This is a genomic window from Microcoleus sp. PH2017_34_RAT_O_A, assembly GCF_020737885.1.
GTDB lineage: Bacteria > Cyanobacteriota > Cyanobacteriia > Cyanobacteriales > Microcoleaceae > Microcoleus.
The window spans coordinates 50,704-72,915 of sequence record NZ_JAEQDD010000042.1; the positions used below are offsets into that span (position 1 = coordinate 50,704).

The following is a 22,212-nucleotide window of genomic DNA, read 5'->3' on the forward strand; positions in this document are numbered from 1 at the left end:
CGAGTTAGCTAAATAAGTTTTTTATTATTATATGATATAACGTCGATTGAATGCTAAAAATTATGAGATTTTAACTATAAAGATTGTGGTCTGGGTCTAGCTAAACAATATAAAAAATATTTTCACTAAAAAATCCATGCACCCTACCGTATTCATTAGCAGATATTTGAAATTGGTAAGGGATATTGACTAGCATAGCTTCATTGGGAATCCCAAAACCATTAGGCTCCGTTGTATCTTGCCATGCTATGCCATGACAGCGCAGGCTTTTACTCTGATTATTGATGATTTCTTGAGAATTCAATTGCGATAAATCCCGTAGCCTTCTCAAGAGAGATGCTAGATATCTAGAATCTCGGTTAGCTAGTGAAAATTTATCTTTGTCATCCTGATAGTACCTGAAAGAAAAACTCACTCCTTCGGGTATTTTTACATCTTGACGCTTGATACTAGATAAGGATGGCTGGCGGCGTATATCTGCCTTTTTAGGTTTCTTCGATGACACGGGTTTTGTAAAATTCTTTCATTGATTCCTTAGAAATAATAGCATGAGAAGGTTCATCTTTTGGCAAGTTACCTCTAGACTTAATCCAAGGATCTTCGCGGCGCACCATCAATTCCAACTCGTAAGCATCGCAAAAAAAATACTCATCGGATAATTCGTCCAAAAACTCTTGTACTTCTTCGGGAAACTCGGGTTTTTCGACTTCTTTGAGAATTGGCTTAAATCCAAATTGTTCTTTGTATTCGTAAAATAAAGTCGGGATAGTTGGCCCGTGCACCCAGGCTTCAAAATCCTCATCAAAAAGCGGTGTGTCTTCAAAGGCTAGATACCATGCTTGGGCGTAGTACAAGAGTTTTTGGAGCTTGTGGTTGCTGAGGTAGGAGCCTACGTCATTGGCAAACCAAATGTAGTAATCTGCTAGTTGGGAGGCTGTTGTTATTGTAGTTATTGTGGTCATATAGTTTGAGTCAATAAGTTTTGGATTCTATGATATCATAATTATCTAGTATATTAAACTAGATTACCCTCTCAAGAGGCGGCAGAGCCGCAGGATATCACATTTCCAGGCTCTGCCTGGAAACGAGATTAATGCACTTATAGCAAAGAAACCGGGTTTTTACCTAATCTATCGACTGCGACGAAAGATATTCGTAAAAAACCCGGTTTCTGACTCACATTTCTAGCACGCAAAGTAGTAGGGTGCGGATACATTGACAATCTTCAAGAAAGAGCGACAATCTAATAGCGACGCACCTGTTCTTTTTAAGAGCTGATGAAAGAAACCCAATACTTGTTTTCTGAACTATTCTGTATGGTTCAGATCCATGAAATTGTCGATCGCATTTAGGGACTTTTCATAACAACACACCCTACAAATACTCACATAGCGCACAAAGAAACCGGGTTTTTACCTAATCTATCGACTGCGACGAAAGATCTTCGTAAAAAACCCGGTTTCTGATTACCCTTCCAGATAAATGTAAATCTTAAACTACTTGCACTTGTTTTTCTGCAAGGGAAGCAATCAGGGCTTTTTGCTGAGCCTGTTGAGCTTCGTCAGCTAAAAACTCGGCTAATTGTTCTTCGATTTCATCCCGCACAATTTGGCGGTATTCCAGGAAATGCTCGTTGTGGGCGCATACTGTTAAATAGTGATCCCAAACGGCAGGATTGCGTTTGATAATGCTGAACAAATGATGCCAGAACTTCCACCGAGTTGAACGCTTGACTCCTTGGCGCCAAACTACGGTTAGCAGCGCTCGCAAGTCGATCCAACTGGGGATTCTTGATGGTATATTTGCTGTAGGTGCACCTAACATCAAGAAGTGGCGGTAGGTGCGGTCTAAATATTTCTCAGCATCGTACACGTCAGAAAATGCTTGAACATATTCTCTCGCGATGTCTTCTAGCGGCCGCGTCGGAATGAAGTTCATCAATGTAGTCTGATTCAAGTTGCCGGATTTGTCGCGCAATCTGCCTTCTTTTGCTAGTCGGTGCGATAATGCAGTGTGCGGTAAAGCTTGCAGCATTCCAAAGGTTGTACTGGGAATTGCTGCTGCTTCGGCGAAGTTGACGATGCGTTGGCCTGCGCCCGGTTTTTCGCCGTCGAATCCGATGATGAATCCGGCCATTACTCGCAAACCTGATTTGGCAATTAATTCTACTGATTCTATCAGGGAGTTGCGAGTATTTTGGAATTTTTTGGTCATTTGCAAGCTTTCTTCGTCGGGGGTTTCAATTCCTAGGAATACGGCGTTGAAATGACATTTCACCATCATGTCCATCAATTCTTGGTCTTGGGCTAAGTCGATGGATGCTTCTGTGTTGAAGTTGAAGGGGAATTTGTGTTCTATTTGCCAGACTTCTAAGTCTTTTAGCAATAGTTTGACACTGCGTTTGTTGCCGATAAAGTTGTCGTCTACCATGAAGACGCCGCGCCGCCAACCTAGGTTGTAGAGACAGTCTAGTTCTGCTATTAATTGTTGGGGTTCTTTGGTGCGGGGTTTGCGCCCGTAGAGGACGATGATGTCGCAGAATTCGCACTGGAAGGGACAGCCTCGGGAAAATTGAATCGACATTGAGTCGTAGCTGTCTAATTCCAGCAGGTCGAAGCGGGGAACAGGGGTTGTGGTAACATCGGGTTTTACGCCGTCCGATCGATAAATTCCACTTTTTTCACCGCGCGCGATGGCTTCGACGAACATCGGTAGGGTGATTTCGCCTTCGTCGAGAATCAGGTAATCGATGCCGGCTGCTTGGGGCTCTTCGGGTACGGAAGTTGGGTAGGGGCCGCCACAAGCTACGGATTTACCGCGCCGCTTGGCTTCGCGGATGATGTCTAGCAAGTCTTCTTTTTGGACAATCATCGCTGACAGAATAACGAGCTCTGCCCATTCCCATTCTGCTTCGGTGATTTGTCGGATGTTACGATCGACTAACTTGAATTCCCATTCTTGGGGTAGAATGGCTGCTACTGTGACCAAACCCAGCGGTGGAAGCAGCACTTTGCGATCGACTAATTCTAGGATTTTCTCATAAGACCAGAATGTTTTCGGGAACAGGGGGTAAACTAGAAGCACTCGCATAGTATGTTAAACCTCACATCACTAAAAGACTTGCGATCTGGCTGGCGTTTGAGAGTTCGATCGACTCTCAATATTTAATGTTAAGGCTAAAATTACGATCTTGCCCGCGATCGACTATCTAGAAAGGGGCGACACCCCCTAACACAAAGATAATGGGCGCAATTTTTAGCTTGCAGTTCCCTGTTATAGTTGGCAAATGTTGATATCTTATCGTATCTCACCATTGATTGACGATAATCGCTTCAAAAGTGCCCGAATCAGGCAAAAAAGAATTTGAAATAGTAGAGTTGAATAGGATAAAGAATTAGGGACGGGCTAGAAGCCCATCCCACAAGAAAGATTGTGGGATGGGCTTCTAGCCTGTCCGATTATTGGTGCGGAGTGTACGGACTACTTTGTATTTTTATCTGGAATCCCGCTAGTTCTTAACATATCAGCAACAGTTCCGCAGTAACTCGGCAATCCGATGCTTTCGGGATTGACCAGATTTTGATAGGTAAAATGGCGATAGCTGATACAAAATCTATCCCAAGCAGCCATCTGAATTCGGAACAACCAAATAAAGAAATCAGCAAGCCAAGGTGACAGAGTAATCCGAAAGAATATTTTTGTATGCAAATACTTGCAAGCTTGTTCGACAACTTCGTTCGCGGTAATCGCCGGATTTCCGAGTACAAAATGTCGCGGTTCTTCGGAATCGGACGGATGTTCGACTAAGTAATTAACTACTGTGGCAATGTCTGCACCGTGGATGAAGTGAAAACTGCCATCTGCTTTCAGCCAGCGAATCAAACCAATCCATTTGGCGACAAGCGGCAAACCGGATGATAGGTGAGAAACTGGTTTTTCTGCGTCTCCTCCTAATACTAAGGTTGGGTAAAGTGCGGTAATTGGAGGCACGTTTGTTAACGTTGATAATTGCGTCATGCAATCATATTTGGAGCGAACATAATCTGTTCCTAGTTCTCCGGCTTCTTTGAGTAAGTTGTTATCTCTACCGAGAATGCTGGCGGTTGAAAAGTATATTACTTGTTCGCAAGTCTGCGGCGAAAGTAGTTGAATGAGGCGCAGAGTTTTGGTGACGTTGACATCAAAAACTTCTTGGGTTCCTCCCCAAGCTGTGGCTGCTAAAATTGCTACGTCTATTGTTTGCAGCAGTTCGGAATGGCGATCGATATCTTTCATGTCGCCTTGTATGATATTGATGCCCGATCGCGCTTTCCAGTCAAATTTTAGCTTATCGGGGTTGCGAACTAATAGGTAGAGTTCGTGGTTTGTCTGTTGAATCAAGGTTTCGGCCATGTAGTGACCGATACAGCCACTTGCACCCGTTATGAAAATTTTTTTTGTCATTTGCAGAAGGGGAAGGGGGGGAGGTGGGGAGAGAGGGAGAGGGGGAGAGGGGGAGTTATTGGTTTGAATTTGAGGCTTTAGTCGGCCATAGATTTGGGTGACAGTTGAGGTTTGATCCCCCTAAATCCCCCTTAATAAGGGGGACTTTGAGAATACTTGTCCCGTCTTAAAAACCGAGGTTTTGAATGCTCTTGTTCCCCCCTTCTTAAGGGGGGTTAGGGGGGATCTCCGGATTCTATTCGTTACCAGTAGTTAACAGGGATTTTTGGTGTGGTGGGGGCGGGTTTATTTAGCCTGTTTGCAACTTTTAAGGTTGTTGGTGAACCCGCCCCTACGGATTTTGGAGAATGAGGTTTTTGGGGTTTGAATTCCTGTCAAATTTAAGCAGTAACTGCGAGCAATTTGTCGGCTTGTTTCGCAGTTTCAAAGAAGAAACGCACGTTGTCTTCGGGGGTTCCCGGCAATACGCCGTGTCCTAAATTGAGGATGTGTCCCCGATCGCCCGCTTTGCGAATTGTATCAAGAATTCGATCGCGAATAAACGGTTGAGAACCAAACAATACGCCGGGATCGAGATTTCCCTGAACGTTCATGTTGGGCCCCAAACGCTTGCGCGCGTCGGCCATATCAACCGTCCAATCGACGCTGACGATATCTGCGCCGGATGTAGCCATGCGTTCGAGAAGGCCGCCGCTACCTGTGACTAATAGGATTAGCGGGGTGTCGGGATGGGTTTTTTTGACTTGCTCGAATACCTGTTTTTGGTATGGTAGAGCGAAGGTGTCGTAATCCTGCGGGGACAGTTGGCCGGCCCAGGAGTCGAACATTTGCACTACTTGGGCGCCGCAGTCGATTTGATAGCGCACGTAAACTGCGATCGCATCTGCAAATTTCGAGAGCAATTGATGTAGTAAAGTTGGATCGGAAAATGCCATGTTTTTGATGACGGCATAATCCTTAGAACCTTTGCCCTCAACGGCGTAGGCTGCTAAAGTCCAGGGCGCGCCGACAAAACCGAGCACGGTGGATTTGTTGCCAACTTCCGCGCGCAGGGATTTGAGGATTGTTTTGATAAAGGGCAAACTTTCTTCCGGGTTCAGCGGTTGCAGGTTGTCGATTTGCTGCTGAGTGCGGATGGGTGCGTGGATAATCGGGCCTTTACCTTCGGCGATGTCCATGTCGATGCCCAAACCGGGCATGGGGGTGACGATATCGGAAAATAAAATTACGCCGTCGGGTTGAAACGCGCGCCACGGCTGAAGGGAAACTTCGATCGCAACTTCGGGAATTTCGGAACGTTCGCGAAAGGAGGGATACTTTTCTCGCAAATCTCGATAGGCTTTCATGTAGCGACCGGCTTGGCGCATCATCCACACGGGCGGGCGGTCTAGGGTTTCGCCGCGGGCTGCCCGCAACAGCAAGGGAACTTCATTTAATGATGACATCTTAACTTTTCTCGAATTTAGATCTTTTAATGTCTTTGGTAGCTTACCACTGTGCGATCGTCCTTTTTGATCGAAAATTCGGCGATCGGCCCGCAGCAGCTATTGTCTGATGTCTGTATGTGTATTCGGACTGACGCGGGGCTCAGAAACCGGGTTTTTGGCGATAATTCTTCGTCGCAGTCGGCAGATTCGCAAAAAAACCCGGTTTCTTTGGGTTTGATGGGTAAATTCCCTACTATCTATCATTGCGAGGCACTATCTGTCATTGCGAGGAACGTTAGCGAAGCGATCTCTTATGAAAGCAATCTCCGCATCTATTTTTTCAGCGCTTCTGTTTTCTGGACTGAATTAATTCATTAATTGGTAGAGCTTGATTTGCGATCGAACTGTGGTAGTTTGCGAGAAGTCGGGAAAATGGCTGAAAATACGCTGTTTCGTTCTAACCCTCGCAGCATTGCTGGGCAAGGGTTTCAGCGAGTTTTTCTGCGGGGTTGAAGGAGTTTTGACGGATAATTTTGGGAACCCTTGCAAATCTCCCCACTCGCTGGGGAAAATAATTGAATGGAAACTTGACCCAAAAAAATCAATAGGAATATAATTAAATTATACGAACTTAAAGAGTAAATAAAGATGTTTGATTGGATTGTCAAAACTGTAGTTGATGCTTCAGGGGTAACTAGCCAGCTAAAAGTAGCTGAATGGGCAAGATTGAATCAGACTAATGCTTTTGATATGGGCCCCAAAAACTACCAGAGGTGCTTACATGATTTAGGTTTAGGTGGCAAGTATCATGAACTTGAATACAATGAAAACGGAAGCCTTAAATATCAATAGTATCCATTATTTTTGAAACTAAATTATTTGCCTCAGAAATTTTAGCTGGTAAGCAGCAACTGATTCACGAATACAAAATTACATCTAAAATACCAAGATTTGTAGGGGCGGGTTCACCCAAATCTACAATGAAATCGACGGACTCAAAAACCCGCCCCCACCCATCACTCCAAGTTAGGGCGGGTTTATAGATATTGTCGATTTGAGTTACAAATCAGGGTGAACCCGCCCCTACAATTCCTCGGAAAAGATGATTTTTTCGGGCTTACCTAGTTGGGTTGGGGCGGGTTTATAGATATTGTTGATTTGAGTTACAAATCAGGGTGAACCCGCCCTTACAATTCCTCGGAAAAGATGATTTTTTCGGGCTTACCTAGTCACACAGACTCCGCCTACAGATACGCGACATTGATCGGGACGATCGAACCTGCTATTATCATTAGATCGATCGAATCTACCATCATCCGCCCTCGCCGAATCTAAATCCCTAGTCCGCGAATTGTAATAATAATCGCCCGCCGGAACAGCCCTAGTCGGTACAGCGCAATAAGTCCCGTCTCTGCCGGTATCGTCAAATCTTACTCTTACCATAGTGCGTCTGAGGCGACAGTCGATCGGGTTTAAGCCAAAATCATCACGCAAAATCCGTTCTCCATCGTAGCTGCTGTTGTTACGGCCCCTGTCGCTTCTGTCATCCCATCTATTATTACTAGCACGTCTGTCGCCGCCATCAATTCCCGCAACTTCCACCGTGTAGCTACCGCCCCTCGCAGCATCTTTCGCTAACACCAAAAGCTTGTAATCGCCACTGCGGGGAATCACATAATTAAAAGAACGGTCTTGGGTAAAAGCGACTTGCTTGTTGTTCCCGTAAAATAGTACCATAACGGGAGTAAAACCGCGACTTCTATCCGTATCTAAAAACACTTGAATGTTATCGCCTTCCCGCGCAGTGAAAGTATATTCTTGACCGCGCAATTCTTCCGTCGGAGTTCCGGGCGTCCACATATTTCGGAAACGGTAAATCGGGGAAGTGCGGCGGATTACTCCATCTATGCGATCGTTATTTTGTATCGATTCGGCAACAGCACTTGACGGAATCGCCGTAAGTGCCAATCCGGCAACTAGCACAGCGGCAGCAATACTATTTAACAAGTTGTGTGTTTTCATATCAACCTCTCAAAAACTTTAAAATCTTTTTGCCTTGTTGGCGCCGACATTTGCATACACACCATTTTAAATCTAATTTCTGCCAACCGTGTTAACCTCACCCAACTGGACTATTTAGGAATTATCGTAGGGTGCGTCAGGGCTGAGTGTTTTAATCACAGACTAATTATTTTTCCCCTGACGCACCCTACCAACTAATAATTTCTCCCTGACGCACTCTACCAACTGACTACCAACTGTACGGTGCGTCAGGGCTGAGTGTTTTAATCACAGACTAATAATTTCTCCCTGACGCACCCTACCAACTTACAGACGTTGATGCCGCATCTAAAGTTGCGATGTATCCCCACAAATCAGCAATCCCGATTCAGCATCGAGACTCGCCTCAATTCCCATCGGTAAAGCAGCGTTAACCCCTTCATGGCCAAACGGTAAATCCGAGACAATGGGAATATTTAAGTCAAACAGCCGATCGCGCAAAACCTCTTCTATAGTAAAACTAGGACTATCCGGGCCAACCTCGCAGCGACTAAACCGTCCCAAAGCAATCCCCCGCACCCCCGCAAAAGCCCCCGCCATCCGCCACTGAGTCAACATCCGATCGACCCTGTAAGGAGCCTCCGAAACATCCTCAAATGCGAGAATAGCACCAGTCAAATCCGGTTGATAAGGGGTGGAGAGCAAATGAGTAGCCACCGTCAGATTCGCCGGAAACAACCGCCCTGAAGCTTTTCCACCAGCCCATCCTTTACCTTGCAAAGATTGTAACGGACGGCCTTCTACGCAGTCAAAAAGTCGATCGACCGACCAATCCGGTTCCGCGCCCAAAGTTGTCAGCAGCGGCCCGTGAACCCCCCAAATCCCCAATTTGTCGTCATTCCACAGCAAAGCCGTAATATCGGAAAAGCCGATCAACCATTTCGGCCCATGGGAATCGGGAGTCGGAAACCCGGAATTCGTGCGATCGCCCACCTTACCTTTTTCCAAAAGTCGAGTGCTACCGAAACCGCCTCGAACACACAGAATACCGCGACAATCCGGGTCACTGAGGGCATCTGCGAGCTGTCGGGCGCGGTTTTCGTCGGAACCGGCCAAGTAGCCAGCGCGATCGGCAAAACCCGGTGTTAATTCAACTCGATAGCCGCGGGATTTCCAAATTTCCAAACCGCGTTCAAAATTAGTCAATTCTCGCAGCGCGCCGCTAGGTGCGATCGCCCGCAGCAAATCTCCCGGTTGCAGCCATTTCATATTAATAATTATCTATTAAGGTACGTAGTTGCGCTTCAGCGCTCAAAGGTACGTAGTTGCGCTTCAGCGCTCAAAGGTACGTAGTTGCGCTTCAGCGCTCAAAGGTACGTAGTTGCCGCTTCAGCGCTCAAAGGTACGTAGTTGCGCTTCAGCGCTCTTTTCGTAAATATAGTAATCCTATCTAAGTTTCAAGGTACGACTACCTCTCGTCTTGCTAAACTCATTTTATAGCAAGGATTTGATAATTTCCCGAGCTTGAAAATGATTTAGGATTGCTCTTTCCGTATATAATACTAAGAGCGCTGAAGCGCAACTACGTACCTAATTCCGAATTCCATGCGGCGGAATTCCACCTTTCATACCTACGGCAAAGTCAGAATTTCCACCCCAGAATCAGTCACAGCCAGAGTGTGTTCAAACTGAGCCGAAAGCTTTTTATCCTTAGTGATAGCAGTCCAACCATCCGCCAAAATTTCCACATCCCAAGTACCCTCATTAATCATCGGCTCGATCGTAAAAACCATACCTTGTCTGAGCTTCTTTCCCGTCCCCCGCTTACCGTAATGCAAAATTTCCGGTTCCGTGTGAAAAACGCGATGCACGCCGTGTCCCGCAAAATTTCGCACCACCGAAAAACCCTGCGCTTCAGCATATTCTTGAATCGCCGCACCGATATCACCGGTACGAGCACCAGGCTTAACTTCCGCAATTCCTCTTCTGAGACATTCCTCAGTTACTTCAACTAACCTTTTAGCTACAGGTGAAGGTTCCCCAACAAAAAAAGTTTTAGAAGTATCGCCGTGATAGCCATCAACTAAAGGCGTTACATCAATGTTAATAATGTCACCTTTTCTGAGAATTTGTTTTGCATTCGGGATGCCGTGACAGACAACTTCATTGACACTAGCACACAGAGATTTCGGAAATCCTTTATAACCTAACGGAGCACTTTTTGCACCGTGGGCTAAAGTCCAGCGTTCCGCTTCGTCGTTAATTGCCAGAGTGCTGACACCCGGTTTAATCATTGGTTCGAGATGCAGAAGAAGCTGAGCTGCTAAGCTGCCAGCTTGACGCATTTTTTCGATTTCTCTGCTCGATAAAAGCACTAAACGTTCAGTTGCCATAGTTATTTTTGTGGTCTTTTGTTGTGGTCAATTAAGAGTTTATTTAACTCAATTTTACAATAGACTTGAACCAGCGTTCAAAAAGATCGCCCGCGGCTCCTAAATTGTATTCTACCTCTGCTTGTCGCCGGCAAGCACTGCGGTCAATTTTGTCTAAACGGTCGATCGCACTTACCAAGCCATTTACACTATCAGGTTCCACTAAAAAGCCCGTCAGCCCGTCTCGCACAATTTCCGCCGGCCCCCCGCGCTCGTAAGCAATCACAGGCACACCGCACGCTAAAGCCTCGATCGCCACATTTCCGAAAGCTTCCACCCAGCGCGGCGTCATCAACAATGCTCGGCACTGGCGGACTTGTTCTTGCATTTTGGTTGTTGTCAGAAACCCTAAATATTCTACCGGAGCATCCGGGTAATCTGTACAAATTTTGTGCCAATAATCCTCATCTTGCATTTTGCCCATAATTTTTAGGGGAATGCCTGTAATTTTTGCAGCCGCCACAGCATCTTCTAAGCCTTTTTCCGGGGCAATGCGGCCCAGCCAAGCTAATTTTGGTTCCGGTTGGCTGCAAAAGTCGTACAGCGATAAATCGATGCCGCCGTTTCCCACCAACTCGCACTCGCTAGCAAAGGCAAAGGTTTGGGCTTGGGTAAGGGTGCAAACTCCCAGCGTACCGGGAAATTTGACGGCGATTTGTCCGGCGATGCGATCGAACGATCGCGACATGGAGCCCATACTGATAAAATGTGCGATCGGAGTGTTAAAAAATGGCGTCAAATAAAAAGGCAACCAATCGTAGGCAAAATTAACAATCAGATCCCAATCATCCTGAACTTGGCGAGCGTATTCCCACATATTTGCCAGCACAGAATCGGCAGGCATCACAATCGGATCGTGGTAATCTTGTGTTTGGGCAGTTACTTGCAAATCCCCCGCGATTTCGATGACTGGAATTGATTCTAAGACTGAACCTGCCGGCGCTACAACTGTTATTTTATGACCTCGGCGCTGCAATTCTTTAGCAATATTCAAGACTGTAAGTTCGACTCCGCCGCCCAACCCAGAACCGAGTTGACCTACAGAAGTTGATAGGAACAATAATTTTAAAGAGTTATTAGTCATTAGTTATTAGTTATTAGTTATTGGTTATTGCTTATTAGTTATTAGTTATTAGTTATTGGTTATTGCTTATTAGTTATTAGTCACTTACTTGAGAATATTCTCAACAATCATAAGATCGATCTTTACCCGAAGATGATATGGCCTTTCTCAAAAAAAGTGAGGTATGCCCTATGCCCTATGCCCTATGCCCTATGCCCTATGCCCTATGCCCTATACCCATGAGTACCTCTCTCTATTTTCTCCCTCTGTGTCCTCTGCGCCCTCTGCGGTTTAATCATTCTGGTACAGCCGGATTTGATCTTACACATCCGGGAGAATCAACAACTTTCCCTAACACTCTTGCACAACAATTGTTAGGTTACATTATTTGGGAAAAATTGTATAGCATTTATCAGAAAGATGAGGTATGACTGACTGCTTATATAACCGCTTAAACGAAGAGGGCTGAAGCCCAAACGAAGAGGGCTGAAGCCCAACAACGTACCTCACCTATCTGAGAAGGGCTATATTACCCAGTCCAAAAGTATTAAGTAAAAAAGACTTACCTATGGCGAATTATTCCCGGTTGCTCTTAAAAATTTCAGGTTTAGTAACTAGAAATACAGGAATCAACCAGGAATCAGCCGCGCGCCAGTCACAAACTAGCGTTTGATGAACTGTTCTAATTTGTGAGCTATCTTCTCTATAATTCCCTCCGAAGTATGTGTCGCCGATGATGCTTCTGCTTCAATACGCTTGACAGCATCTTCTGGAAGATTCAGCAACTGCACTAATTTTTGATAAGCTGCGGCTTCGTCAGAGTTAATGTTTGGTTCGTCGGGAGTGCGAGAACTAGATGCAATCACTTCATAGCCGAGTTGCAAGACTAATTCTTTTTCCTCTTGAGTTTCTAGTTGGTGAATCAGCTCATCAAGGGGAATATTTTGCATGATGTAATCCCGCAGTTCCTGTTGCATTTGTTGGGCGTCGTCATCTGCGGCAAACAAACGGCAAAAGCGATCGAGCATTAAATTAACTTCTTCTGTTGCGAGTTCGCCATCAGCCCAGGCCATAGAGGAAACGATTCGCAGCAGGTTCATCTGGCGAGGCGTAATTGATGGAGGAGGTGGGGTTTGCATAATTAAAATTGGTGATTGCTAATGGGTTATTTGTTATGAGTTATTTGTTACTGGTTATTGCTGATTTTTTATGTCATATCCGGTGAGACAACCATCATAAAAGTCTTTTTTAGTAAGGACTTGAGTCCTTCCCGATTGGCCTATAGTTTTGCAGTGAGGACGAGCGCTCTCAGTACAAAATTTATGATAGGTAATTAACCGGACACAATCTTATTGGTTATTAAAACTAACAAATAACAACCAACAAGTAACAAGTAACAACTAACAACTAACTACTAACTACTAACAATGATGTCACAAATTCGACAGAGGAACACCCAGCCATCCAGTAAAGTTTTGTTTCTGAATAGTGCTTGGCCGATCGACTGGTACGATCGAATAACGGCCGGGGCGCGGCTGGGCGAGAGTAACAGAACAAGTCCGCAGTTCGTCTTGATGAAAAACTGTCACTTCTACCGTGTCCCCCGGCTGATAGTCTTTCAGCCTCTCTGCCACTTGTTCGGCATTTACTCGAAAACCTGCGATCGCCAGCAACTCGTCTCCAGCGTCAATTCCGGCCAATTGTGCCGGAGATCCTGCTTCGACAAATTTAACCATTTGCCGCCCGTTTTCCGCTCCCAACGTCCAACCCATCCGAGGCGTTTGCTCGCTTTCATCTACCCAAATTTGTAGCCCGAAAGGTTCCAGATATTCGTTATAAGGCAACTCTTCTGTGCCGTCTACATAGCGCGCAAAAAAGTCACTCAAATCCATGCCGGCTACAGACTCGATCGCACTTTGCAACTCTTCGGGAGTAAAGCCTATTTCTGCCGTCCGCGAGCGAGCATTTAACTTACCATTTGATGTCAGATACGCAGGCTTTGCCTCTGTTCCCGACTTCTGGTCAAAATCTTCATTTTCAGGAGAACAACCGCCAAACTGCTGCCACATCAAACGCATCACATCGTCGAGCGATCGCGCGTTGCCGTGTTTAGCTCGAATCAACAAATCCAGCAGAAACGAAACTAATTCCCCTTTCAAATAATAGGAAATCTGCGAATTATCGCTATTAGCATCCCTCCGATAAAGTTTAATCCAAGCATCCCAACTCGACTCGCTCGCAGGCTGCACGTTCCGCCCCGGAGTCGTCTGCAAGCGAGTGATTTCTTTGGCAAGATTTTGGAAATAACCTTTCACGCCATAGAGACCCGCTCGAAAAGGAATTAGCAAATCGTAATAACTGGTCGTGCCTTCAGAGAACCATAAAGAAGGAGTATAATTCTCTTGTTCGTAGTCAAATATTTCGAGAGCTTTCGGTCGAATGCGCTTGACATTCCAGAGGTGAAAAAACTCGTGAGCCACCAATTGAATGAACCGTTCGTACTTGTCCTTGTTCCGAAAACCAAAACGCGAATAGTTAAGAGTGCAACTATCCTTGTGTTCCAATCCGCCAAAACCAGAGCCAGACAAATGCAACAAAAACACATAGCGGTCGTAAGGCAAACCGCCGAACATTTCTGCTTCTACCTCAATGACTTTCTTGATATCTTGAATTGCCCGTTCTGGTTCTAAATTGCCTTGTCCCCAAACTACAAGCTGATGGGGTTTTCCCATCACTTCAAAATCGTAGGACTCGTGACAGCCAATCTCAAAAGGACTATCGACAAGGGTGTCAAAATCCGCAGCAGCGAAAGTAAAATCTTCCCCAGAAACAGGCGGCAAAGTAGTAACTGTGCGCCATTCCGGCTGCGGTGGCACCACTGTCACCGTATAGCAGTTGCGCTCAAAACCGGGCAAGAAAAAGCACAGAGCCGCTGGATTAAAATAACCGTGAGTCGAGTCTAAATGATTGGTTCGTACTGTCAGTTCGTTGGCAAAAATCCGGTAGCAAACCGTGACATCTGACACTGAATTTGTCTCGATTTGCCAGTGATTTTTGCTAATCTTGCGCCAAAGTAAAGCTCGATCGCCTCCTAGCGATCGAAAATCTTGCAGGTGGCGGGCGTACTCTCGAACCAAGTAAGAACCGGGAGTCCAGACAGGCATTTTTAAATCCAGCACCGGCTCCGACCAACCTTGCACGCGCAAAGTCACTTCAAACAGGTGGGATTCAGGATTGGGCATCGCCACCGAATAGTGAATGGTCGGTGCTGTTAGTTGTCCGATCGCGCGATCGGCAGCGGACGAGGTATCCTCATAAGTGACATCGGTCATTGACTTGCCAAATTCATCAAGTGCTTGAGGTTGATCAAATGGATAGTTTGGTGCTCTGGATCGATTTTGATCCAGCCTTTACTATCTAGTTTTTCCATAATTTTGCTGGTTTCATCTAGGGCGATACCTGTCACGTCAGCTAAATCTTCATAAGGGATATTGAAGATATCTCTGCCCTCAGCAGTTTTCTGACCGTAGTTTTCTCCCAGCTCAACTAAAGTATTTGCTAGTTTAACCGCTGGCTGGCGGTTCTGGAGTTGAGAGCGGAGATTGGTTTGGCGCAGGCGCCGCACCATCAGTTGCAGCATCCGGTGATGCAATTGCGGATCTTTAAACAGGGTTTGGATAAATCGCTGAGCCGTGACACTGATCAGCCGCACGGGCGATAGAGCAAGTACGTCATTCGATCGGGGAGATTCATCAAGAATGGCCATTTCGCCGAAGAAAGCTCCCCGTCCTAAAATAGCCATTGATACAGCTCGATCGTTTGACAGGCGGCGGACTTTGACCCAGCCCGACACAACAAAATAAATTGCGTTACCCCAAGAATCCTCCATCACCACAGCTCGGCCTGGGGGATACTCATGCTTAACGGCATTGGATAGCAGCCCTCCCAAGGTTTCTGGGTTAGCACCCTTAAATAGAGGGAACAGCTCACTGAAAGCTTCTGTCTTCATGCAAACTCGCGGAGGTGGGAAATTAGATTAGGCGACACCCAATAGCTAGGGAACGATCGCTGTTTGAGAAAACAAACAATCTGTTGCTGCTACATAAGATTGACACAAAGCGAACGAGACGCAAATCTCAGACACAGGCGAAACTTACTTCGTCTCATAGCTCCTTTGACATACCTCCTCTTCCTGAATGAGAGAGGATTCCTTAACGCTTCACAGACTAATGCTTGCAAGAAGCAAGTCTCACTCAGTCTCCACGTTCGTTTTAAGTCTCCCAATGCCCTAGGTTGACTTTTTGTTTTCCTCACAAGTCAAATGCTTGTATGCCTTCAGGGTTGGAGTCAACCATTGCCCCTCTAGCTGTCTAGGTGCGCTCTCACCGTAGCTGTTTCAACGTGTCTTGAGCCTGTAGACATTTCAATTTTAATGCAAAGCTGTCCTAGAACTATGGGGTTTAAAACCCAATTCTCCAATCAGGGTACAGGGGCCCGCTTCACCTAAAATTATGGGCAGATTTTTCAATCTTAAACGGGTTTACAGGCGTCCCACTGCCTGTTGAACTTTCCCCAACAGAGCTTCTATATAATCCGGCCAGCCGATCGCGATCGACTGCGTGTGGGCCAGAGACTCCGGCTCTATGGCGTCTGCCGTCCACCTCAGCGGTTGACCTTGCAAGTCGCAACAGACCAATCCGGCTGCCTTTGCTAGGGCCAGAGGGCCGGCGGTATCCCACACTTTAACTCTACCGTTGAAATACAGGTACAAACCGGCTCGACCTTGTATGATTTCCATAACTTTTAAGCCAAAGCTTCCCAGCGAGTAAAATTCTACTCCTGGGATGCTTTGGGCGATCGCCCCGGCATAGTTTTTCTGGTCTCTGTCGCCGAGAATAATTTTACAATTGAACGGTGTCGGAGCGGGGGGTTTGCAAAGGCCGATCGGCTGCGGCGAAGAGGTTCCCACAGTTTGGAACAATCCCCAATCTTTACCGCCAAAATACATTTGGTCAAAAGCCGGGGCGTAGATCCAGCCGGCCACCGGTTCCCCCTCCAACAGCAGCCCCACCATCACAGCGTAGTGCTGTTTTCCCTGAATAAATCCCTCCGTCCCGTCGAGGGGATCGATGCACCAGAGGCGCTGGTAATTTGCCTGGTAAGCTGCTCTGGAGGACGTGTTTTCCTCCGTGATCCTGCCATCTTCAGGAAACAAAGCGCTAAATGCTGCTGATAGTTGTCCGTCTAAGTAGCGATCGATACTCGTCACGTAGTCATCTGGGCCTTTCTCGGAAACTTCAAAAGGTTCCGCTGCAAGCTTGTGGGCTTCTTGACCGCACTCTCGGATGATGTAGCGAATTTTTTGGTCTTGCTCTGGAGAAATATACATCAGGTTAAACATAAATGCTTCAGCTAACTTCAGCATAAAAGCTTAAGTCATTGGAATCGAGCGATCGACCCCTGTGACTATTTTTGACTCTTACAAGATTGGCGCCCGGGTGTCAGCCCTAGGCGCAAAAATTAATTTGACGCACTACTTATGGCGATCAGATGCTCTTCGGCGCACCCTACTCATATCGTTTCCGGTTGCATGGGTATTATTCAAATTTCCCAACAGTCAACAATCAATAATCTATCGTTTCCGGTTGCATTGATATTGTTAAAATTTCCAAACTGTCAACTGTCAACTGTCAACTGTCAACTGTCAACTGTCAAGACTCCCGTCCCGAAACCCACTTATCGCGCCATTTCACAGTCCCTTCCGAAGCCAAAACCCAGCGCCGACAAACCAAATTTTCTCGCAGCGGCGACCTTCCTTCCCGCAGCAGCGCATACTTATAAGAAATCAACTTCCCCGCACTTTCATTAAAAGGAATTTCCCCAAACCAAGTATTAGTATTGATATACTCCAGCGGGTAAGCCTTACTAATATCCCAATTCCCCAATTCAGGACAATCTCCAACCACCACAATTCTTTCCCCAGGCTGACTTTTAACACTGTTAAGCTGAGCCCGCACAATAGTTTTCCCCTTAACTCGCTCTCCCACGCGGCTAAAAATCATTACTTCGCGATCGCCCAACTCCAAATTATACAGCATCCCGTCTTTAACTTCAAACTTGCGGCGCGATAAAACCTCCGTATGCTCTCCATCCGGCAACTCCGTATCAACCGCTTCAACAGTCACAGAATCGCCCCGATTCATCGCCACAAACACCACAGAATCGCGATAGCGGCGGACGTAACAATAAACATCAGCAGTTAGATATTTTTGCCACTGACTCCCCATCGAAATAGCAGGATTCAGCCGCCGCAACCCAGACAGCAACCGCACATCGCGGTAAATCGGCGAATCAGTATCCCACTTTTCCATCATCGGGCGGTTGTAAGGGTCATTTCCCCCTTCTGTATCATCGTGCAGGTACTGTTCAGTACCGTAATAAAGGCACGGAATGCCACGACTTGTCATGATTAAATTTATCGCCAACCGGAGCATTTGTCGATCGGCATTCAACGACTGAAACCGCGGCATATCGTGGTTGTCAATAAAAGTAATCAACTCCGTCGCCCCGTAATAGCGGTGATCCAAATTCAGCACATCCTGAATTAACTGAAATCCGGCTTCCGCACCCTGTCCCAATACTTCTCGAATTGCCACGCACAGCCCAAAATCTAAAATAGTCATCCCCGACTCATTGACAAATTCCACAGAAAGGTCATTTCTAGGATCGCTGTAAATCCATTCCCCAAAGATGAAAACATCAGGTCTATGTGTCAAAATATCCGCAGTAAACTCTTGCCAAAACCAGATCGGCATATGCTTAACTGTATCAACCCGCAAAGCATCAACACCTCTATCTAGCCACTGTTTAATTGCTGACTTAATGTAACTGCGATAGGCAATATTGTTTTCATTGAAAGTAGCCAAGCCAGACAGTTCGCAGTTTTGAACTTGCCATTCATCTTCCCAATTTTGGACTTCTCCATAATGGTGATACCAGTTATCTTTGTCATCGTTAAAGTCAGCTATTTTGACACCATCATCGTAAAGCTCCCCTTTTTTTCCACTAAAATCTGGGTTGCTGTGATTGCAGACAATATCGAGTACAAGTTTCATTTTTCGCTGGTGCAACTCGTCTACTAATTTGTCAAATACGGTATCTTTAGTTTCTTGTGTTTGGTTGACAGAAGGATTATCACCTTTAGCAATAAATCGGGGATTTAGTCGTTTAAAATCTTTTGTCCAGTAGCCGTGAATCGCAGCTTGTTCGACAAATAATGCTTCTACTTGCTCAAAAAGCGGAGTCAGCCAAACTGCTGTAACACCCATATCTTTTAAGTAGTCGAGTTTGTCGATAACTCCCTGCAAGTCGCCGCCCCAATATTTGCCCCAATCTTTGCCTTCTGGATCGTAAAGTTCTGGGTTTGGGCCTGCATTATTTGCGGAGTCGCCGTCGTGGAAGCGATCGACTACAATGAAATAAATTGTTTCTTGGCGGAATTCAATATCTCTGGTGTACAGGAATTCTAAATCGAGTTCGGTTTCTGGCTTAACTTCTTCTACCAGAGAGTCAATTTTTTCTTCAGATTGGGTAGTTTCGTATTGAGATGAAGTTTGATTGGGAGTGACTGGTGTCATGAGATTTATTTTTTATACTGTAAGATTGGTCAGCTATTGGGAGTGAGAGTCGGAGATAGCTTTTCCCTCTGCCTGACTTTTACAGCATAATACGTAATTTACTCGTTTAATAAAATCTTCCTCTAGACAGATGGCAGAGTCGTCTATAGGTTCATAGTCAGGACTTCAGTCCTCTCTCGTTGGATGAGGACTGAAGTCCTCACTACAAACCAATTTGATGTAGTTTGTAGTGAGGACTTCAGTCCTTCCTTCCTATTCCTCCCGCAAATTTTCGATATCTTCTACACTCAAACCAGTAGTTTGACTAATAGTTTGATTGTCAAGCACATTGAGAAGTTGCCTAGCAATTTCCAGAGCCTTTTCTCTCATTCCTAGCGCGAGTCCTTCTTCTCTGCCTTCTTCTCTGCCTTCTTCTCGCCCTTGTGCGAGTCCTTCTTCTCTGCCTTCTTGAATTCCCTTTCGCAAGATTCCCTGCTGATCCATAATATACCTCTCGCGATCTTCTAAATCTTTCAACTCTTCAGGATTCAAGTTAGTTTCATTAGCAATCGCAAAAGCTTGTTGTATTTCCGAGACATTTTCCATTGTTGACGGTACTACTTCCAAACTGGGGGCATTTTTCATAAAATAAACCCACTTGTCAGTCAAAGTTTCCAACTGATCCAATTGTTTGTTGAATTTCGGCAATTCAATAAATATCATTTCCATCCCTGGATCTGGATACTCAAATAAACGCTTTTTCTCCTTGAACACAAAGTGAGAAATTACTTCTCGGTCGTTTTCAAACATTTCAAAATCTGTAATGGTCAAAGCAATTACAGGTTTTAAGTTAAAGTAACCTTCACCGCGAATCAGTTGAGTAGAGTAAGTTTTTGCAGCATTATAAATCACCCGCTTCGCAAAAGATGCCACATTTAAAACTTGCATTTCGATAATTACAGTTTGACCTAATGCAAGCTTTGCTTTGACATCCAGGTAAGACTCTTTAAGATATGAGACTCTTGATGGTAAATACGGATCGATAATTTCTAAATCGGTGATGGTGGGATGGCCTTTGTAAATTAGGGCATTGAGAAAGCTGATCAATATTGGTTTGCTTTCCTTGCCACCGAATATTTTTTTGAAGGCGAAATCGGTTTTGGGGTTAATGAATCTCATGGTGATTTTTCTCTATTTCTTAAGAATTGAACGAGTCAATCTATCGAGCAATGACAATCAAAATATTTTAAAATTTGCTGGCGGCTGTGGGTATAGCTATATTTTACTATATGGCGATCGCCCAATCGAGCACAGTTCACAAGCTTAACATTAAATAGGACGATCGCCCTTTCGCTCGGATCAGCAACCAGAGCGCCCGCCCCAAGTCAACTCCAAGCCTAACTAACAGAAGCCACCTCCTCAACTCCCGCCTCAGAATGCTCCACCCGAAACACATTTGCGTTCAGATTAGCAACAATTTGTTTCCCCTGTTGCGTCAATTCTAAATAGCCGATCGCATCCTTGACATACCGATAAACCACATTCCAATAAAACTTAGGATACCCCTCCCGCAAATCCGCCGGATTGCGATACTTCAACACCTGATTTTGACCAGTCTCCTCAAATTCATAAAACAGCGCAGTCACCTTTTGCAAATATCGCGGATCGCTCAACTGACCAATTAAATCCGCCGCCCGCACCAAACCCGGATAATTCACAGTATCTTGATAGTCTTCATCCCGAGGAACCGGGAAACGAGTTAACTCAATATTCTGCTTAACCAGGTTGGCATCAATCAGTCTGTGACCCCCAAAGCGTTCCTCAACAAACATCTTTCCCCGATCGACATGATAAGGGGTCAAACTCGCATCAGTCGCCCCTCTCGGTAGCGTTAAATTCGTGTCACCTATTCCCGTCGCATACACTCCTAAATCTGTTCTATCTTGCCGACAAACACCCTTGACATACCCGATATCGTGACACAGCAAAGCAATGTGGAAATGCAGCCAATGTTCGCAGGAAACACCGCCCTCGCGGATGTGCTTCCCGCGCAGAATCTCTTGTCCCACCAATGTCACTAAAATAGTGTGTTCCACATTGTGGTAAAGAGCATCGCTATTAGCAATATTTTCCAAAGCCATATCGGCTACCCAAGCAATAATTTCGCCATAGTCAGATTTGAAGCCACCGTAGGTGTGCCGGTAGCCTTCAATTAGCCGATTTACAAAATCGTTAATTAGCAGTTCTGTTGCGTTAAACATATTCACTTCCATTAGGCAAAGTAATTTGTTAAATTATTGTTATATCTGTTGTTTTCGCTGCTACGGTTTGATATTATTGTTGACTTGACCGTAATGATGGAAGCCCGCTGTAATTTAAAAGCATCCAAAGCATCCACTGATATTAACGATTGTGGTCTAAATTGGCGATCGAACAATTGGCATAGTGCTGCACCCATAAATAATTGATAAGCTCTACAGCATTTAAATTGTATATTTCAATGCCTAATTAAAACGCCTCAAATGCTCTCCCCCTGTTTACCCGAAGAGCGAAGCTGTTATAGGTCTCTCCCCCTCTCCATCGACTATCATAGACAATCTAGATGCACTACGGTCGATCGATCGGCGATCGAGGTATGAAACCCCTCAATCAGCAGTACGGCGTTACATCTTCCCCGGATACATCAGCCAAAAACGACAGCGAGCGAAAACGCAACCCCACTAATTCTTCATATACAGGATTTAGCTTGCACATCGGGGGTATGTGGAAAAAATGGTGTCCGAATAACTGGATATTTCTCTCAAAAGGACACCGTGCGGGTATAACTTGGCACAACCACTTAGCTATTTGCCGATCGCCCACTGCAATGCTATCAAACCAGTGTCGCACTGGTTGAACGAGGATCTGGCCAAAACTTAAGTATCGGCACTGATTTTTAGGTAAAATACTTGTAGTCGAGTTCATGATTTTCCTCAGTAATCCGGATTAACAAAAAGTTATAAATCACCCTGATTACATCATCAACCAAACCCACCGTTATCCCAGTGACGTGAATAATTATTTCCTGTGACACTCGCGGCCCAAAAATGTGATATATAAAGTTCATAGTTGTGATAGTAAGTCCGCAAAAATGTGAGACAGATCACCGCCTTTACCCGCTAAATCCTGTATCCTTAGAGGTATATAAAAAAATTACATAAGTGGTAACTGCCGGCCTCTACTTTACTGTA

19 protein-coding genes are annotated in these 22,212 nt (G+C 45.4%); 2 read left to right on the top strand and 17 right to left on the bottom strand.

Annotation, left to right across the window (positions count from 1 at the left end; genetic code table 11):
- Positions 1–100 precede the first annotated feature (100 nt).
- From JGK11_RS15740 to hemE, 5 genes are all read right to left on the bottom strand, one after another.
- A complete protein-coding gene (locus JGK11_RS15740; protein WP_293212249.1) occupies positions 101–505 on the bottom strand; it encodes a hypothetical protein in 405 nt (134 codons plus the stop codon).
- Complete coding sequence (locus JGK11_RS15745) at positions 486–962, bottom strand: type II toxin-antitoxin system antitoxin SocA domain-containing protein (protein ID WP_293212251.1); 477 nt, start codon at positions 960–962, stop codon at positions 486–488. Before JGK11_RS15745 ends, JGK11_RS15740 begins: the two co-directional genes overlap by 20 nt.
- Positions 963–1,491: 529 nt before the next feature.
- On the bottom strand, positions 1,492–3,090 hold the full coding sequence (locus JGK11_RS15750) for a B12-binding domain-containing radical SAM protein (RefSeq protein ID WP_293185479.1): 1,599 nt from the start codon (positions 3,088–3,090) through the stop codon (positions 1,492–1,494).
- A gap of 390 nt (positions 3,091–3,480) precedes the next feature.
- Complete coding sequence (locus tag JGK11_RS15755; protein ID WP_293185478.1) at positions 3,481–4,443, bottom strand: NAD(P)-dependent oxidoreductase; 963 nt, start codon at positions 4,441–4,443, stop codon at positions 3,481–3,483.
- Positions 4,444–4,823: 380 nt separating this feature from the next.
- Positions 4,824–5,888 (bottom strand): uroporphyrinogen decarboxylase, encoded by a 1,065-nt coding sequence (gene hemE, locus JGK11_RS15760; protein WP_293189225.1) that lies wholly within the window; start codon positions 5,886–5,888, stop codon positions 4,824–4,826.
- 66 nt (positions 5,889–5,954) lie between these two features.
- Here hemE and JGK11_RS15765 point away from each other — a divergent pair, with 66 nt between their 5' ends.
- Positions 5,955–6,248, top strand: a complete 294-nt coding sequence (locus JGK11_RS15765; protein WP_293212252.1) for a hypothetical protein — start codon at positions 5,955–5,957, stop codon at positions 6,246–6,248.
- Positions 6,249–6,518: 270 nt separating this feature from the next.
- Complete coding sequence (locus tag JGK11_RS15770) at positions 6,519–6,722, top strand: hypothetical protein (protein WP_293205115.1); 204 nt, start codon at positions 6,519–6,521, stop codon at positions 6,720–6,722.
- 369 nt (positions 6,723–7,091) lie between these two features.
- Here the strand turns inward: JGK11_RS15770 and JGK11_RS15775 are convergent, their stop codons facing one another.
- The 12 genes from JGK11_RS15775 to JGK11_RS15830 all read right to left on the bottom strand — a co-directional run bounded on the left by JGK11_RS15775 (position 7,092) and on the right by JGK11_RS15830 (position 21,946).
- Complete coding sequence (locus JGK11_RS15775) at positions 7,092–7,892, bottom strand: hypothetical protein (protein ID WP_293212254.1); 801 nt, start codon at positions 7,890–7,892, stop codon at positions 7,092–7,094.
- Positions 7,893–8,219: 327 nt separating this feature from the next.
- On the bottom strand, positions 8,220–9,149 hold the full coding sequence (locus JGK11_RS15780) for an LD-carboxypeptidase (RefSeq protein ID WP_293212263.1): 930 nt from the start codon (positions 9,147–9,149) through the stop codon (positions 8,220–8,222).
- Positions 9,150–9,502: 353 nt separating this feature from the next.
- Positions 9,503–10,264 (bottom strand): type I methionyl aminopeptidase, encoded by a 762-nt coding sequence (gene map / locus JGK11_RS15785; protein ID WP_293176554.1) that lies wholly within the window; start codon positions 10,262–10,264, stop codon positions 9,503–9,505.
- A 43-nt stretch (positions 10,265–10,307) separates the two neighbouring features.
- Positions 10,308–11,387: a glycosyltransferase family 4 protein gene (locus tag JGK11_RS15790; protein WP_293212256.1), complete on the bottom strand. Its 1,080-nt coding sequence runs from the start codon at positions 11,385–11,387 to the stop codon at positions 10,308–10,310.
- Between the two features lie 641 nt (positions 11,388–12,028).
- A complete protein-coding gene (locus JGK11_RS15795) occupies positions 12,029–12,505 on the bottom strand; it encodes a TerB family tellurite resistance protein (protein WP_293176558.1) in 477 nt (158 codons plus the stop codon).
- Positions 12,506–12,799: 294 nt separating this feature from the next.
- Positions 12,800–14,698, bottom strand: a complete 1,899-nt coding sequence (locus JGK11_RS15800; RefSeq protein ID WP_293176560.1) for a M61 family metallopeptidase — start codon at positions 14,696–14,698, stop codon at positions 12,800–12,802.
- The gene (locus JGK11_RS15805) at positions 14,695–15,375 is read right to left on the bottom strand and encodes a Crp/Fnr family transcriptional regulator (RefSeq protein ID WP_293145897.1); all 681 of its coding nucleotides are present in this window, start codon (positions 15,373–15,375) and stop codon (positions 14,695–14,697) included. The genes JGK11_RS15800 and JGK11_RS15805 overlap by 4 nt, the downstream gene beginning before the upstream one ends.
- A gap of 531 nt (positions 15,376–15,906) precedes the next feature.
- Positions 15,907–16,791 carry an inositol monophosphatase family protein gene (locus tag JGK11_RS15810; protein WP_293176562.1) on the bottom strand — a complete coding sequence of 295 codons (885 nt, stop codon included), beginning with the start codon at positions 16,789–16,791 and terminating at the stop codon, positions 15,907–15,909.
- 286 nt (positions 16,792–17,077) lie between these two features.
- Positions 17,078–19,003 (bottom strand): alpha-amylase family glycosyl hydrolase, encoded by a 1,926-nt coding sequence (locus JGK11_RS15815; protein WP_293176564.1) that lies wholly within the window; start codon positions 19,001–19,003, stop codon positions 17,078–17,080.
- Between the two features lie 252 nt (positions 19,004–19,255).
- Positions 19,256–20,161, bottom strand: a complete 906-nt coding sequence (locus JGK11_RS15820) for an Rpn family recombination-promoting nuclease/putative transposase (RefSeq protein WP_293189215.1) — start codon at positions 20,159–20,161, stop codon at positions 19,256–19,258.
- Positions 20,162–20,379: 218 nt separating this feature from the next.
- Positions 20,380–21,243 carry an Npun_R2479 family HD domain-containing metalloprotein gene (locus JGK11_RS15825; RefSeq protein WP_293176568.1) on the bottom strand — a complete coding sequence of 288 codons (864 nt, stop codon included), beginning with the start codon at positions 21,241–21,243 and terminating at the stop codon, positions 20,380–20,382.
- A 388-nt stretch (positions 21,244–21,631) separates the two neighbouring features.
- Positions 21,632–21,946 (bottom strand): Mo-dependent nitrogenase C-terminal domain-containing protein, encoded by a 315-nt coding sequence (locus JGK11_RS15830; RefSeq protein ID WP_293176570.1) that lies wholly within the window; start codon positions 21,944–21,946, stop codon positions 21,632–21,634.
- Positions 21,947–22,212: the final 266 nt, after the last annotated feature.